The following is a 14,735-nucleotide window of genomic DNA, read 5'->3' as shown; positions in this document are numbered from 1 at the left end:
CCTCAAGCGCACCGCTCAGGGCACGGCCACCCATTCGCTCTTCTCGAGCCGGCCGAGCGTCAGCGCGCTCTGGTCGAGGCCGGTGTGGTCGTTGGCTCCGTAGTTGTAGACGCCACGCGAACCGGCCACGCCCTTCAGCCCTTCGATGGCACTGCGGAGTCCTTCCCGGAATTCGGCGGTCCCGGGCTCTCCCGCCTTGAGCGCCGCGGGCGCGGCGCGCTCGATCAGAAGCAACGCGTCATAGGCTGAGCCCGCAAAGATATTGCGGCTTCCCGGCCCGAACTTGGCCTCGTAGCGGCGAATGAATTCCAGCGCCGCCTGCTTGGCGGGATGCTCATCCGGCAACGAGGCAGCCCCCACCGCCGGGCTCAGCGGCACGAAGATCCCGTCGCCCTGAGCTCCGGTCAGCTTGCGAAAATCGCCGAAAGTCGCACCGAGCGTGCCGTACACCTTGCCTTCATATCCCTTCTCGCGAAGTTGAAGCAGTGGTAGCGCCGCGGGCGCGCCGGAGGCTGCAATGAGAACGGCGTCGGGATTGGCGGCAACGATCTTGAGCACCTGCCCGCTGACGGTGGTGTCGGTGCGTGCATATTTCTCGTCGGCCACAAGCTTGATGCCATTGGCCGCAGACATGTCCGCGCCGACCTTGCTCCAGGCATCACCGTAGGAATCGCCGAAGCCGATCAGGGCGAGCGTCTTGACCCCGTTCGTCTTCATGTGCGCGAACAACGGCGTCGCCTCGTGATCGTCGTTGGTGGTCGTCTTGAAGATCCAGCGCTTGCGCGCATCGACCGGCGCGACCAGCGCGTTGACGGGCGCCAGGGTGATGACAGGAAGGCGGTATTCGACCGCGGGATCGATCACGGCAAAGGATCCCGGCGTCGTGGTCGGACCGACGAGGATGTCGATCTGGCTGCCCTGGAACAATTTCCGCAGCGCCGCGACCGCCGCGGTGCTGTCCGAGGCTTCGTCGAGAAACAGATAGTTGACCTTGTGGCCCGCAATCTCGGTCGCACCGAAGCTGGTCCCGTTGCGCTCGGCATTCCCGATCGCCGCGGCCGGGCCAGTCGCCGACAGCAGGATTCCGACGTTGATGTCTGCGGCCTGAGCCGGCATCACCAACAGTCGGATCGCAAGCAACGCCGCTCCCGCGCATTTCAGCATCGTCGTTCCTCCGCGGCTGCCTCGATCGACAACCTGCACTTTTTTTCCTGCGCCTAGGTAGCCAGGCCGAACCTGTCCGAAACAGCGCAATTGCCGAAATGTCCGGCTGGCGGACAGGATGGGTGTGCAGCCCGTCGTCGTCCGCTGGGCGGACACTTGGCGCGGCGGCGTTGAACGGATGGCATGGCTTGGGGAAGAGATGGCCCCATGCAAGATAAATCCACCTTCGAAGAGTTCGATGTCGTGATCGTCGGCTGCGGGCCGGTTGGCGCCACGCTCGCCAATTTGCTCGGCCTGTGCGGCGTGCGGACCTTGGTGCTGGAGCGCGAGGCGCGAAGCTATCATCTGCCGCGCGCGGTGCATTTCGACGACGAATGCATGCGGGTGTTCCAGACCATCGGCCTCGCCGACGCGATCCTGCCGCACGTCATCCTCAGCCCCGGCATGCTGTTTCTGGATGCCGACGGCAAGATGCTGCTGGACTGGTCGCGGCCGCAAACCCCGACGCCGATGGGCTGGAATCTCAGCTATCGCTTTCACCAGCCGGATCTGGAGGATGTCCTGATCGGCGGTCTCGGCCGCTTTCCAGGCGTCGTCTTGCGCAACCGCTGCGATGTGTTCGCGCTCGATCAGGACGACCATGGCGTACGCGTGCGCTACGAAGACCTCTCGAACGGACAGCTCACTGAAGTCCGCGCTGCTTACGTGATCGGCTGCGACGGCGCCCGCTCGCTGGTCCGCCGCTTCATCGGCTCCGGCATGGACGACCTCGGCTTCCACGAGCGGTGGCTGGTGATCGACGTACAGCTCAAGCGCGCGCGCGACGACCTCGGCGACTACAGCCTCCAGCATTGCGATCCCAGGCGGCCCGCGACCTATGTGCGCGGCACCGGCAAGCGGCGGCGCTGGGAAATCACGGTGCTGCCGGACGAGGATTCTCACGACGTCACGCAACCCGCGAAAGTCTGGGACCTGCTGTCGCGCTGGATCACGCCTGATGATGCCGAGATCGAGCGCGCGGCGGTGTACACCTTTCATTCCGTCATCGCACGGCAATGGCGGAACGGACGACTGCTGCTCGCGGGCGATTCCGCGCACCAGACCCCGCCCTTCCTCGGCCAGGGCATGTGCGCCGGCATCCGCGACGCCGCGAACCTCGCCTGGAAGCTCGACGCCGTCGTGCGGGGCAATGCCACGCGCGAATTGCTCGACACCTATCAAAGCGAGCGCCTGCCGCATGTGCGCCAATTCATCGAGCTCGCCATTCGCCTCGGCGGCGTGATCAACACCAAGGCGATCGAAGCGGGCCTCGCCGCGGGCGAGGCTCGCGAGAACGCGCCGGTGAAGCTCGAGGTGAAGAAGCCCCTGCTCGGCCCGGGGCTGACGATCGGCAACCAGCCTCTCGCCGGAGATCTCGCGCCGCAGTTCGAGCTTCGGAACGGCAGCCGCAGCGACGACCGGGTCGGCTACAGCCATGTGCTGCTTGTCACAGCGGCCGCCCTGTCCTCGCGCCCGGCCCTTGCACAGGCAGGCATCGAGACCCTCACGGGCGATGACGCGGAAGCCATCGGCGACTGGCTGCACAAGCACGGCATCACGGCCGCGCTCGTGCGCCCCGACCGCTATGTGCAAGGCACGGCCCGTAACGACGCCGAACTCGACCAGCTCGTCGCCGCCATCACGCCCCTCACCCACGTGCCGTCCGCGGCCTGAAGCGAACATACTCAAGGACATCTCATGAAGCTGCTCTCATTCGTCGCCGGCGGACGCGCCTCCTTCGGGGCTCTCAAGGACCATGGCGTCGTCGATCTCGGCACGCGCATGGCGCCCTGCGCCACGCTGCGGCAGTTGCTCGAAGCCGGTCGCGTTGCCGAGGCGGCAGAGATCGTCGCGTCCGCCGCGCCCGATCATCCGCTCGACGAGATCGCCTTCGCCCCCGTCATCCCCGATCCCGGCAAGATCATCTGCGTCGGCCTCAACTATCGCGACCACGTCGCCGAGACCGGGCGCACTGTCACCGAGAAGCCGGCGCTGTTCGTTCGCTTCCCCTGCAGCCAGGTCGGCCATCTCCAGCCGATCGTGAAACCGAAAGTAAGCGACGATTTCGATTATGAAGGCGAGCTCGCGCTCGTCATCGGCAAGCAGGGCCGGCATATCCCGGCGAGCCGTGCGCTCGACCACATCGCCGGCTATGCCTGCTACAACGAGGGCAGCATCCGCGACTGGCAGCGCCACACCAGCCAGTTCCTCTCCGGCAAGACTTTCGCGGAGAGCGGCAGCTTCGGCCCGTGGCTGGTGACGGCGGACGAGATTCCGGACCCGTCGAAGCTCACCTTGCAGACGCGGCTGAACGGCGCCGTGGTGCAGGACACCACCACCGACCTCCTGATCACAGCCATCCCCGAGTTGATCGCCTACATCTCGACGATCTGCCCGCTCGTCCCCGGCGACGTCGTCGTCACGGGAACGCCGGGCGGCGTCGGCGCCAAGCGCACGCCGCCGCTGTGGATGCGCCCGGGCGACACCGTCGAGGTCGAGATCTCCGGCATCGGCACCTTGCGCAACGCGGTCATCGCCGAGCCGGCCTGAGTCAAAGCGATCCCACAAAGGGACGCATCACAGGGAAGGAAACAACATGCATCGCCTGGCGCGCGCGTTCGCCGTGACAGCGGCAATCCTGGCGACCACGGTCGCCCAGGCCCAGATCTCGGACGACCAGGTCAAGATCGGCGTCTTGTCGGACATGACGGGTCCCTCCTCGACACCGACCGGTCAGGGCTCCGTGACCGCGGCTCAAATGGCCATCGACGATTTCGGCGGCAGCGTGTTGGGCAAGCCGATCAAGCTGATCGTCGGCGACCATCAGATCAAGCCGGACATCGGCGCTGCCATCGCACGGCGATGGTATGACACCGAACAGGTCGACCTCATCGTGGACGTTCCGGTGTCGGCGGTGGGGCTCGCGGCGCAGACGGTCGCGAGCGAGAAGAAGAAGCTGCTGATCGTGACAGCGACCGGAACCGCAGACTTTCACGGCAAGTTCTGCTCGCCCACCACCATGCAGTGGGTGTTCGACACCCACGCGCTCGCGGTCGGCACTGCCCAGGAGGTCGTCAAGCGCGGTGGCGACAGCTGGTATTTCCTCACGGACGACATTGCGTTCGGTCACGCGTTGGAGCGTGACGCCACCGCCGTGATCAAGCGCGAAGGCGGACAGGTGCTCGGCTCGGCTCGGCCGCCGTTCGGAACCACCGACATGTCGTCCTTCGTGCTGCAGGCGCAGGCCTCGAAGGCGAAGATCATCGGAATAGCCGGCGGCCCACCCAACAACGTGAACGAGATCAAGACCGGCGGTGAATTTGGTCTGTTCCAGGGCGGACAACAGATGGCCGCCCTGCTTGCGCTGATCACGGACATCGACGCGCTCGGATTGCAAAGCGCGCAGGGCCTGCTGCTGACAACAGCCTTCTACTGGGACATGGACGACCAGACGCGGGCCTGGTCAAAGCGCTTCTTCGCCAAGATGCAGCGCATGCCCACGATGTGGCAGGCGGGCGTCTATTCCGCGGTCACACACTATCTCAATGCCGTCAAGGCAGCCGGGACCGACGATCCCGGCAAAGTCGCGGGCAGGATGCGCGACACGCCGATCGACGATTTCTTCGCACACGGCGGCAAGCTGCGGGCCGACGGCCTCATGATGCACGATCTCTGGCTGGCGCAGGTCAAGACGCCCGCGGAATCGAAATACCCCTGGGACTATTACAAGATCCTGACGCGCATTCCCGGCGATCAGGCCTTCGGCCCCGTGGACCCCGCCTGCAAGGTCGCCAACTAGGCTTGCTTCACCGCGCCTTCATCCACTGCGGCAACAGCCGCGTACACGCCCCCATCAAGATCGAGACACGCCATGGCAGCCAACCGCGCGACATCCATCACGACGTTGCTACTCACTCTCATTCTCGCAATCCCGGCGGCACACGCCCAGATCAAGGGCGATGCCATCCGCATCGGCGTGCTCACCGACATGAACGGCGTATTCGCCACCGCCATGGGCCCGGGTTCAGTCGAGGCGGCGCGGATGGCGGCGGAGGAGTTCGGCGGCAGGATCAACGGCAAGCCGATCGAGATCCTGCAGGCCGACCACCAGAACAAGCCGGATCTGGCGTCATCGCTCGCCCGCAAATGGTTCAGCGAAGGCGTCCAGGCGATTGCCGACGGCGGCAGCTCCGGCGCCGCGCTCGCGGTGCAGGAACTCGTCCGCGGCAACGGCAAGATCTTCCTCGTCTCCGGCGCCGGCGCCAATCAGCTCACCGACGAGGCTTGCGCGCCGACCAGCGTGCAGTGGACCCAGGACGCCTATTCCACCGCGACCGCCGTGGTCTCGGGCATCATGCAGACCAGCAAGGAGCCGTGGTTCTTCATCACCGGCGACTATGCCTTCGGCCATTCGATCGAAGCGACGGCGCGCGGGCGCATCGGCGAGCTCGGCGGCAAAGTCGCCGGCAGCGTCAAGGCGCAGCTCGGCACGCCCGATTTCAGCTCGTTCCTGCTTCAGGCACAGTCGTCGGGCGCCAAGATCCTCGCCATCAACGTCGCCGGCGACAACGCCACCGCGATCAAGCAGGCCGAGGAGTTCGGCCTCGCCGATCAAGGCATCAAGATCGTGCCGATGTCGTTCCAGAACGTCGATATCGAGTCGGTCGGCTTGAAGGCAACCCGCGGCGACCTCATCGTCACCTCGTTCTTCGAGGACGTCTCACCGGCCGCGCGAAAATTCTCCGACGCCTTCTATGCGCGCCGCAAGGCCATGCCCTCGCAGATCCAGGCCGGCGTCTATTCGGCCGTGCGCCATTATCTACAGGCGATCAAGGACACCGATTCCGACGACAGCGTGACCGTGATGGCCAAGATGAAGGCGACACCGGTGTCCGATGCGTACACGCCCAACGGCCGCATCCGCGAGGATCAGCGCATGGTGCACGATCTCTATCTGGTGCAGGTCAAGACACCCCAGGAGTCCAAAGGTCCGTGGGATTTCGTCAAGCTGGTGGCAACGATCCCGCCCGACCAGGCCTTCCGTCCGCTCGACCGCAGCAAGTGCAGCCTGGTGGGGAAGTAACCGCTCACGCCAGATACAGCGCCAGATAGCCTTCCATCGCATAGAGCGCGCAGAGCGCCAGGCTCGACCACACCGCGGCGCTGAAATACAGGAACATCCAGGTCAGCTCGCCCTTCCAATGCGCGATGTCGTGGGTCACGACCCAGCGCGTCGAGACGTCATGCAGGCCCTCGAGGAAGCCGAGGAACGTGTTGCCTTCGGCGTGCCCTGCCCGCCAGCGGCTGAGATACATCGGCACGTCGACGGTGACGAGGAAGGCGAGGAAGCAGGCAATGCCGACGATGCCCGCGGTCAGCGCCCAGCGCACCACGCCCTGGAATTCCGGCATCAGGCGGCACAGCGCGATGCCGGCGAGGAAGAACGTCACCGCCCACAGCGAGTTCTCGATCGCGTTGAAGAGGAAGTTGGTCGTCACCACCGCGTACCAGGAGAAACACTCCGCGATGATGATGATGGGCACGATCAAGAGCGCGATGTTCACCGCGGTCTCGGCGCCCGTCATCTTGCCGAGCTGATGCAGGATGATGGCCCATTGCGCGACGAAGCAGAGCTCGGCCACGGTCGCCACCGTGCGGCCGACCACGACGCTCGACAGCCAGGTGTCGAACAGGCAGATGCGCTGCACGTCGGCGCGCGGCAACACCGAGCGGAACGCGCAGCCGAACACATAGCCGGCGCACAGCAGGAACATCAGCCCGATATCCGAAGCGCCGCCGTGGCTGCCCGAAGGTATCGGATAGAACTCGCGGTACAGCATGAACCAGACGAGGATGTTGGCGCCGCTCACAAGCGTCAGTGAGCCCCACCACCACGCGAGGGGATTTGACCGCGCCTGCCACTGCAACATGAACCGCTCCGCTGTAATCGATCTGACATTTCGCCGTAACAATCCTGTCACAACACGCCAGAGAATCGCGACAAAAATCCGTGCGGTCGGGTGGTCTTGATGTGCGGCCCACAGCAAGACGCTGCTCTTCAGCTTGTCCACATATTGGACAAATAATCGCCACTTCGTGAATCTATTGGACAATCATCGGCCACTCGTCCGAATATGACGGCATGGCTCGTCCTCCATCCAGATCACCTCACCCCACCTCCGCCGCCGCGGTTCTCGCGGAAAGTGCTGACGACGCGGCGTTCGCCACCACGCTGGCAAAGGGTCTCGTGGTGCTCGAAGCCTTCAAGGCAGGCAGCACGTTGCTCGGCAACATGGAGCTGTCGACGCTGACCGGCATCCCGCGGCCAACGGTGGCGCGGCTGACGCACACGCTCGCGGAGCTCGGCTACCTCCGCTACGACCCCGCGCGGGCGAAGTATCATGTCGGTGCGCGCGCCCTGCGGCTGGCGCACCCGCTGCTCGCCGATCTGCAATTCCGCCAGTTCGCGCGGCCCATGATGCAGGAGCTGGCGCAAAGCGTGCGCGGCACCGTCTCGATCGGACTGCTCGATGCGACGTCGATGATCTATGTGGAGACGGCGCGGTCCGGTGATGTCGGCCCGCACGCGCCCGACATCGGCATGCCCATTCCGGTCGTGATGACGGCCATGGGCCGCGCCGCAGCATCGACCCTGCCCCCGCCCGACGCGGCGCGGCTGGAGCGGCGCATCGCCGCGGAAGATTCCGAGCTCTGGTCGGCCTTCCAGGACAGATACCGCGCCGGCCTTGCCCAATGCGTCAGCCGCGGCTTCTGCACCTGCTGGGGCGAGTACATGGCCTCGATCCACGCCGTCGCCGCGCCGCTGTTCCACGCCACGGAGACCAGACAATCATTCTCGATCAATTGTGGGATTCCTGCTTTCCGGCTGCAGCCGGGGCAGCTGGAGAGTGAGATCGGTCCGCGCCTTGCGGCGCTGGCCGACAGCATCCGCGCCATCGTCGGACAAGCGACGCCCGCGCTGCCCGCGCGCAAGACCAAGAAGATCAACACCGGGACGTGAGATGGCTGGGCCGCTGGAAGGTTTGAGAGTTCTCGACATCGCGACGATCATCGCCGCGCCCTTTGCCGCGACGCTGCTCGCCGACTATGGCGCCGAGGTGCTCAAGGTCGAGATGCCCGGGACCGGCGACGGGGTGCGGTCGTTCCCGCCGTTCAAGAACGGCAAGCCGCTGTGGTGGAAGGCCGCCAACCGCAACAAGAAGTTTGCCACGCTCGATCTGCGCACTGGGGAAGGACTTGCGCTGTTCAAGCAGCTGCTTCCGCGCTTCGACGTGCTGATCGAGAATTTCCGTCCGGGTACGCTCGATCGCTGGGGCCTGTCGAAGGAGGTGCTGTGGTCGATCCAGCCGCGCCTCGTGATTCTGCGCGCCACCGCCTTCGGGCAGGATGGGCCCTATCGCGAGCGGCCCGGCTTTGCCCGCATCTTCGAGGCCATGGGCGGGCTCACCTACATTACGGGGGAAAGCGACGGCGAGCCGACCCATCCGGGATACCCGATCGGAGATTCGATCGGCGGCCTTTTCGGTGCCGTCGGCGTGCTCGCGGCGCTGTGGAAACGGGCGCGCGATCCCGATGCGCCCGGCGAGGAGATCGATCTCTCGCTCACCGAGGCGACCTTCCGCCTGCTCGACGTGCTCGCCATCGAGCACGATCAGCTCGGCACCGTTCGCAGCCGCATCGGCAATTCCAACGGCTATTCGGCGCCGGCCGCCGTGTTCCGCACCAGCGACGATCACTGGGTGACGCTGGCGGGCTCGACCAACGCCCTCTTTGCGGCGAACTGCCGGGCAATCGAGCGGCCCGACCTGATCACCGATCCGCGCTTCGCCAGCAACGACCGGCGCGTCGCGCACGCTTCCGAGCTCAACAGCATCTTCGCCCGCTGGTGCGCCGCCCATCCCCTCGACGAGGTCCTCGCGCGATTCAATGCCGCGCAGGGCACACTCGCCCCGATCTATGCGATCGACCAGATCGCCGGCGATCCGCAGGTGAAAGCGCGCGAGGTCATCACCCGCGTCCCCGACCGGGACTTCGGCACGGTTGCCATGACCAATGTCGTCCCGCGCTTCACCAATGATCCCGCGCAAATGCGCCACGCCGCCGGCGACGTCGGCCAGGACAATGACGAGGTGTTTCGGGATTGGCTCGGCCTTTCCGACCAGGAGGTCGAAAGGCTCACCGAGCGAAAGGTGATCTGAACGCAACAAGACAACCAAAAAAACAGACAAGAAAACAGGGAGGACAAGACAGTGACATCATTCAAGGTCACACGCCGAACTCTGCTGGGCACGCTCGCAGGTGGCCTCGCTGCCGGCTCGGGCCTGACGGCCCAGGCCGAAGATGCATGGCCGACGCGCCTGGTGCGGCTGATCTCGCCCTATGGGCCCGGCGGCTCCAACGACATCTCGCTGCGCCTCCTGGCCGAGGAGTTCGGCCGCAGCCTGCGTCAGCAGTTCATCGTCGAGAACAAGCCGGGTGCCGGCACCCGCATCGCCAACGACATGGTCGCCCATGCGCCGGGCGACGGCTACACCCTTCTCTACGTCGCGGCCCCCTACGCGACCGCCGAAGCGCTGTTCGGCAAGCTGACTTATGACCGCAAGGATCTGCAGCCGGTTGCGATGGTCGTGGTCGCGCCGCTGTTCCTCATCATCAGCGCCGATGCGCCGTTCAAGACGCTCCCCGAGTTGATCGCCTATGGCAAGTCGAAACCGGACGGGCTGACCTTCGCGTCTCCCGGCGCCGGCTCGCAGCCGCATTTGGCCGGAGAGCTGCTGTTCCGCGACGCCGGGGTCAAGGGTCTCAACATTCCGTTCCGGGGCGATGCCGCCTCCTACACCGAGCTGCTCGCCGGCCGCGTCGACGCCACGCTGACGGCGCTGCCGACCGCCCTGCCCTACATCCAGAGCGGCAAGTTCACCGTGCTCGGCGTCGCCTCGGCCGAGCGCAGCGCGCTCTATCCGCAGGCACTCACGCTGCGCGAGCAGGGTTTCCCCAACGTGGCCGCCGCGGGCTGGTACGGCTTCATGGCGCCCGCCACGACGCCGCGCGCGATCGTCGACAAGTTCCAGGCCGAGATCCTGCGCGCGCTCGCAGAGCCCGCGATCAAGGACAAGCTGACCGCACAGGGCCTCGAAGTGCGTGCCGGCACGGCGGCCGAGTTCGGCCAGTTCATCGACGCCGAGACGGAGAAGTGGACCAAGCTGATCCGCGACGCCGGTCTCAAGGGCGAATGACAATCGGGAGGGACCGGACATGACAAGCGCTTCCATCAAGCACATCGCAGCCTCCGCGCTGCTCCTCGCGCTGTCGATCTCGGCCGCGCAGGCGCAGAAGAAATACGATGTCGGAGCATCCGACACCGCGATCAAGGTCGGGCAGACCGTGCCGCTCAGCGGTCCCGCTTCGGCCTATGCCGTGATCGGCAAGACCCAGGCCGCCTATATGAAGATGATCAACGACGAGGGCGGCGTGAACGGCCGCAAGGTCGAGCTGATCCAGTACGACGATGCCTATTCGCCGCCGAAAACCGTGGAGCAGACCCGCAAGCTGGTCGAAAGCGACGAGGTGCTGCTGACGTTCCAGATCATCGGCACCGCGCCGAACGTCGCCGTGCAAAAATATCTCAATGCCAAGAAGATCCCGCAGCTCTTCGCGGCGACCGGCGCGGCGCGCTTCACCGATCCGAAGAACTTTCCCTGGACCATGGGCTTCAACCCGTCCTACCTCGTCGAGGGGCGGATCTACGCGCAGTACCTGTTGAAGAACCACCCGAACGCGAAGATCGGCGTGCTCTACCAGAATGACGACCTCGGCAAGGACTATTTCGCCGGGCTCAAGGCGGGCCTCGGCGACAAGGCGAAAATGATCGTGGCCGAGACGTCCTACGAGATCACCGAGCCGACCATCGACTCGCAGATTCTGCGGTTGAAGGATGCCGGTGCCGACGTGCTGTTCAGCGCCACGACGCCGAAACAGGCGGCCCAGGCGATCAAGAAGGTCGCGGAGATCGGCTGGAAGGTGCTGCACATCATCGACATCAACGCCTCCTCCCTCAGCGCCGTGCTGAAGCCGGCGGGTCTGGACAATTCCAAGGGCGTCATCAGCGTCGGTTACGTCAAGGACGCCGCCGATCCCGAATGGAAGGACGATCCCGGCATGAAGCGCTATCTCGCCTTCATGGCGAAATACTATCCCGACGGCGACAAGGATTCGAACCTGAACGTCTATGGCTACATCACAGCCCAGCTCCTGGTGCAGGTGCTGAAGCAATGTGGCGACGATCTGACCCGCGAGAACGTGATGCGGCAGGCAGCGAGCCTCAAGAACGTCGTGCTCGATCTCACCCTTCCCGGGATCTCGGTCACGACCACGCCGACCGACTATCGCGTCAACAAGCAGTTCCAGATGGTGCAGTTCGACGGCCAGCGCTGGCAGAAGCTCGGGGACATCGTGACGGACGAGGCGAAGGAGTGAGTTTGCGGGTTAGGCGCCGTTCCCACTCCTCTCGTCATGGCCGGGCTTGTCCCGGCCATCCACGCCCAACCGCGCAGCACGAATAACGTGGATGCCCGGGACAAGCCCGGGCATGACGACTAGACCTTGGCTTACCGCTTCATGCCAGCCACATAGGCCGCGAGCTTGTCCAGCGTCTGATAGCCGTATTCGACGGCGCCGAAGCCGATCATGCCGTCGCGCTGCGCGGTGCTCGAGGCCAGCTGACGCATCATCAGCACGGTCTTGCCGTTGCTCTGCTCGGCAAAGGTGACGGTGAAGCGGAACATGCCGGGATCGTCGTCCTGGTCGGTGCCGTGATCCATCTCCATGAGCGACGGCCGCTCGATGCGGCGGAAGCGCATGCGGTTCGGATAGACCGTGCCGTCGGGGCCGATCATGTTGAAGCGCCAGACGCCGCCGACGCGGACGTCGATCTCGAAGGTCTCGACCTTGAATCCCTTCGGCCCGAACCATTGCGGCAGATGCTTGGGGTCGGACCACGCCTCGAACACGAGATCGCGGGGTGCGTCGATCACGCGCGACATCACGATCTCGCGGTCGAGCGACCATTGCGACAGAGCGGGATTGGCAGAACTCGTCATCGTCAGGAACCTTTCTTCCTCGCTGTGCGGGACGGCCGTTTGGCGGCCGCCTGCTCCTTCTCTTTCTTCAGCTTCATCACATAGGCTTCGAACCGGTCGAGCCGTGCCTCCCAGATCGCGCGCTGCTGCTGGAACCAGTCCTCCGCGCCGAGCAGCGCATCGGGACTGAGCCGGCAGGTGCGCACGCGGCCGCTCTTCTCGGATTGGACGAGCCCGCTCGTCTCCAGCACGTGGATGTGTTTCATGAAGCTCGGCAGCGCCATGGCGAAGGGATCGGCGAGCTCGCCGACAGAGGCTTCGCCGGCACACAACCGCATCACGATCGCCCGCCTTGTGGGATCGGCGAGCGCTGCGAAGACCTGGTCGAGCTGGGATAATTTGTTAGCCATGAAGCTAACTATACACGCCGTGCGGCGTGCGTCAATGATTGTTAGCTGATTGGCTTAGTTTGTATCTGCCGGCTTCGCACGCGAGCCGAGCTGCAAAATGAAAAGCCCCGGCCGAGCCGGGGCTTTCCGCACCAGGATGGGACCGGGACAGATCAGTACCTGGCGACGACGGGTCCGCCGAACTTGTAGTTCACGCCGACGCGCGCGATGTTCGACTTGAGATCGACCGAATGTGTGAAGGTCTGGGCCGGCAACGGCCCACCGACGTTGAGATTGTTGCTGGTCACGCTGCTGCGGCCGAGATCGACGTAGAGATATTCCGCCTTCAACGACCAGCCGTTGCCCACGGCGTATTCGCCGCCAAAGCCTGCCGTCCAGCCAACGCGGGTATCCCGGATCGCTCCGGATTCGGTCGCGCCTGCGAAGCTGTCGGTGAAGTTGAAATTGCCCTTGACCTCGGCGATGGCGGCACCGCCGGTGGCGTAAATCAGCCAGCTCGGTGTCGCGAGGAAGCCGATGCGGCCGCGAATGGTGGCGAGCCAATCGGCCGAGACCGAGGAATTAATGGTGAAATTATCAGGCGCGCAGCAGGGATACACCCCCGTGCGGCTCGCACTGCCCTTGAAGCCGAAATAGTTGATGTCGCCTTCGAGGCCGAGCACGGCGTTGTTGACCTGCCAGTTGTAGCCGGCGGTAAAGCCGCCGGTCACCCCGGAGCTGTTGATGTGCTGGGCGCCGACCGCTGCGATCGCGGGCACGCTCGAGTTCGCGAAATAGGCGGCCACCGGAAACAGCGTGGTGGTCTCCGGGTTCGCGCTGCCCCATTGCCCGCCGACATTGCCGCCGACGTAGAAGCCGGTCCAGTTATAGACCGGCGCCATCACCGGCGCCTTGGTGTAATGCGCCGCAAGGTCGGCCGCCTGCGCGGATGCGGCACCCAGTACAACCGACGCGATCGCCAGCCAAAACTTGTTCATTCCAATCTCCTTGCCCCACGCGATTGACCTCGCGTTTCGAATGCGCGCCGATAGAAACCGGCGCAGTGAGGGCATAGGGCGAGCGCCGCGGCTCGTCTTGGGCAGCGACGAAGTTCATAGGGACTGTGGCGTAGTGTGCGCCTTACCTCATGCGAACAGATGAGGAGTGTGCCCCGAGAGCCACGCCTCACCCTTGATCGGCGACGCACCACGCGCGCCCCTGTCGCATCACGACAAGGAGGCGCGAACGCGATTCAAATCTCCCGGCTCAGACCGAGCGCGTCAGGCCGCCATCGACGCGGATGTTCTGGCCGGTGATGTAGGCCGCGCCGTCGGAGGCCAGGAACGCGATCGTCGCCGCGATCTCCTCGACCGTGCCGTAGCGCTTCATCGGCACGCTGTCGCGGCGCGCATCCTGCTGCGGCAGGCTGTCGATCCAGCCCGGCAGCACGTTGTTCATGCGGATGTTGTCGGCCGCATGGGCGTCGGTGAAGATTTTTGTGAAGGCGGCGAGCCCGGCACGGAACACCGCCGAGGTCGGAAACATCGCGCTCGGCTCGAACGCCCAGGCCGTCGAGATGTTGATGATGGCGCCGTCCTTCTGCGCCTGCATGATCGGCGTCACCAGCCGCGTCGGACGGATCACGTTGAGCAGATAGGTGTCGAGCCCGGTGTGCCATTGCTCGTCGGTGATCTCGGTGATGGGCGCCCGCGGCCCGTGGCCGGCGCTGTTGACGAGAACGTCGATGCGTCCCCATTTCGTCATGGCGCCGTCGACCAGACGCTTCAGGTCGTCATTCGACTTGTTCGAGCCGGTGACGCCGAAACCGCCGAGCTCGGCCGCGAGCGCTTCGCCCTTGCCGGAGGACGACAGGATCGCGACGCGGAAGCCGTCGGCCGCCAGCCGCCGTGCAGCCCCTGCCCCCATGCCGCTGCCGCCCGCGGTGACGAGCGCGACCTTCTCTGCTGCCATGACCGATCATCCCTTGTGTTGAGGCGAGCCGCCGGCCCGGCCTATCATGGGGCCTTCTACCGCCAGACCTGTC

General features: G+C 65.2%; 14 protein-coding genes. 8 read left to right on the top strand and 6 right to left on the bottom strand.

Annotation, left to right across the window (positions count from 1 at the left end; translation table 11 throughout):
- Nucleotides 1-15: 15 nt before the first annotated feature.
- On the bottom strand, nt 16-1,164 hold the full coding sequence (locus tag TSA1_RS25985; protein ID WP_100178813.1) for an ABC transporter substrate-binding protein: 1,149 nt from the start codon (nt 1,162-1,164) through the stop codon (nt 16-18).
- A 207-nt stretch (nt 1,165-1,371) separates the two neighbouring features.
- Here TSA1_RS25985 and mhpA point away from each other — a divergent pair, with 207 nt between their 5' ends.
- The 4 genes from mhpA to TSA1_RS25965 all read left to right on the top strand — a co-directional run bounded on the left by mhpA (nt 1,372) and on the right by TSA1_RS25965 (nt 6,286).
- Nucleotides 1,372-2,877 carry a bifunctional 3-(3-hydroxy-phenyl)propionate/3-hydroxycinnamic acid hydroxylase MhpA gene (gene mhpA / locus TSA1_RS25980; RefSeq protein ID WP_100178812.1) on the top strand — a complete coding sequence of 502 codons (1,506 nt, stop codon included), beginning with the start codon at nt 1,372-1,374 and terminating at the stop codon, nt 2,875-2,877.
- A gap of 24 nt (nt 2,878-2,901) precedes the next feature.
- Nucleotides 2,902-3,753: a fumarylacetoacetate hydrolase family protein gene (locus TSA1_RS25975; RefSeq protein WP_100178811.1), complete on the top strand. Its 852-nt coding sequence runs from the start codon at nt 2,902-2,904 to the stop codon at nt 3,751-3,753.
- 46 nt (nt 3,754-3,799) lie between these two features.
- Nucleotides 3,800-5,002, top strand: coding sequence for an ABC transporter substrate-binding protein (locus tag TSA1_RS25970; protein ID WP_100178810.1), 1,203 nt, complete (start codon nt 3,800-3,802; stop codon nt 5,000-5,002).
- 72 nt (nt 5,003-5,074) lie between these two features.
- Nucleotides 5,075-6,286 (top strand): ABC transporter substrate-binding protein, encoded by a 1,212-nt coding sequence (locus TSA1_RS25965; protein ID WP_100178809.1) that lies wholly within the window; start codon nt 5,075-5,077, stop codon nt 6,284-6,286.
- Between the two features lie 4 nt (nt 6,287-6,290).
- Here TSA1_RS25965 and TSA1_RS25960 read toward each other — a convergent pair whose 3' ends face one another.
- Nucleotides 6,291-7,133: a hypothetical protein gene (locus tag TSA1_RS25960; RefSeq protein ID WP_174719076.1), complete on the bottom strand. Its 843-nt coding sequence runs from the start codon at nt 7,131-7,133 to the stop codon at nt 6,291-6,293.
- A gap of 212 nt (nt 7,134-7,345) precedes the next feature.
- Between TSA1_RS25960 and TSA1_RS25955 the strand changes: the two genes are divergently transcribed.
- From TSA1_RS25955 to TSA1_RS25940, 4 genes are read left to right on the top strand one after another with little or no spacing between them, the layout of a single operon-like run.
- Nucleotides 7,346-8,224, top strand: coding sequence for an IclR family transcriptional regulator (locus TSA1_RS25955; RefSeq protein ID WP_100178807.1), 879 nt, complete (start codon nt 7,346-7,348; stop codon nt 8,222-8,224).
- A 1-nt stretch (nt 8,225) separates the two neighbouring features.
- Nucleotides 8,226-9,422, top strand: coding sequence for a CaiB/BaiF CoA transferase family protein (locus TSA1_RS25950; protein WP_100178806.1), 1,197 nt, complete (start codon nt 8,226-8,228; stop codon nt 9,420-9,422).
- 51 nt (nt 9,423-9,473) lie between these two features.
- Nucleotides 9,474-10,460, top strand: a complete 987-nt coding sequence (locus tag TSA1_RS25945; protein WP_100178805.1) for a Bug family tripartite tricarboxylate transporter substrate binding protein — start codon at nt 9,474-9,476, stop codon at nt 10,458-10,460.
- A 19-nt stretch (nt 10,461-10,479) separates the two neighbouring features.
- Nucleotides 10,480-11,700, top strand: coding sequence for an ABC transporter substrate-binding protein (locus TSA1_RS25940; protein WP_100178804.1), 1,221 nt, complete (start codon nt 10,480-10,482; stop codon nt 11,698-11,700).
- A 131-nt stretch (nt 11,701-11,831) separates the two neighbouring features.
- Here TSA1_RS25940 and TSA1_RS25935 read toward each other — a convergent pair whose 3' ends face one another.
- From TSA1_RS25935 to TSA1_RS25920, 4 genes are all read right to left on the bottom strand, one after another.
- Nucleotides 11,832-12,323 (bottom strand): SRPBCC family protein, encoded by a 492-nt coding sequence (locus TSA1_RS25935; protein WP_100178803.1) that lies wholly within the window; start codon nt 12,321-12,323, stop codon nt 11,832-11,834.
- Between the two features lie 2 nt (nt 12,324-12,325).
- A complete protein-coding gene (locus TSA1_RS25930) occupies nt 12,326-12,712 on the bottom strand; it encodes an ArsR/SmtB family transcription factor (protein ID WP_100178802.1) in 387 nt (128 codons plus the stop codon).
- A gap of 152 nt (nt 12,713-12,864) precedes the next feature.
- Nucleotides 12,865-13,689 carry an outer membrane protein gene (locus TSA1_RS25925; RefSeq protein ID WP_100178801.1) on the bottom strand — a complete coding sequence of 275 codons (825 nt, stop codon included), beginning with the start codon at nt 13,687-13,689 and terminating at the stop codon, nt 12,865-12,867.
- A 268-nt stretch (nt 13,690-13,957) separates the two neighbouring features.
- Nucleotides 13,958-14,662: an SDR family oxidoreductase gene (locus tag TSA1_RS25920; protein WP_100178800.1), complete on the bottom strand. Its 705-nt coding sequence runs from the start codon at nt 14,660-14,662 to the stop codon at nt 13,958-13,960.
- Nucleotides 14,663-14,735: the final 73 nt, after the last annotated feature.

The organism is Bradyrhizobium nitroreducens (assembly GCF_002776695.1).
GTDB lineage: Bacteria > Pseudomonadota > Alphaproteobacteria > Rhizobiales > Xanthobacteraceae > Bradyrhizobium > Bradyrhizobium nitroreducens.
Note: the sequence above shows the minus strand (reverse complement) of the source record. Positions and strands in the feature narration are given on the sequence as shown.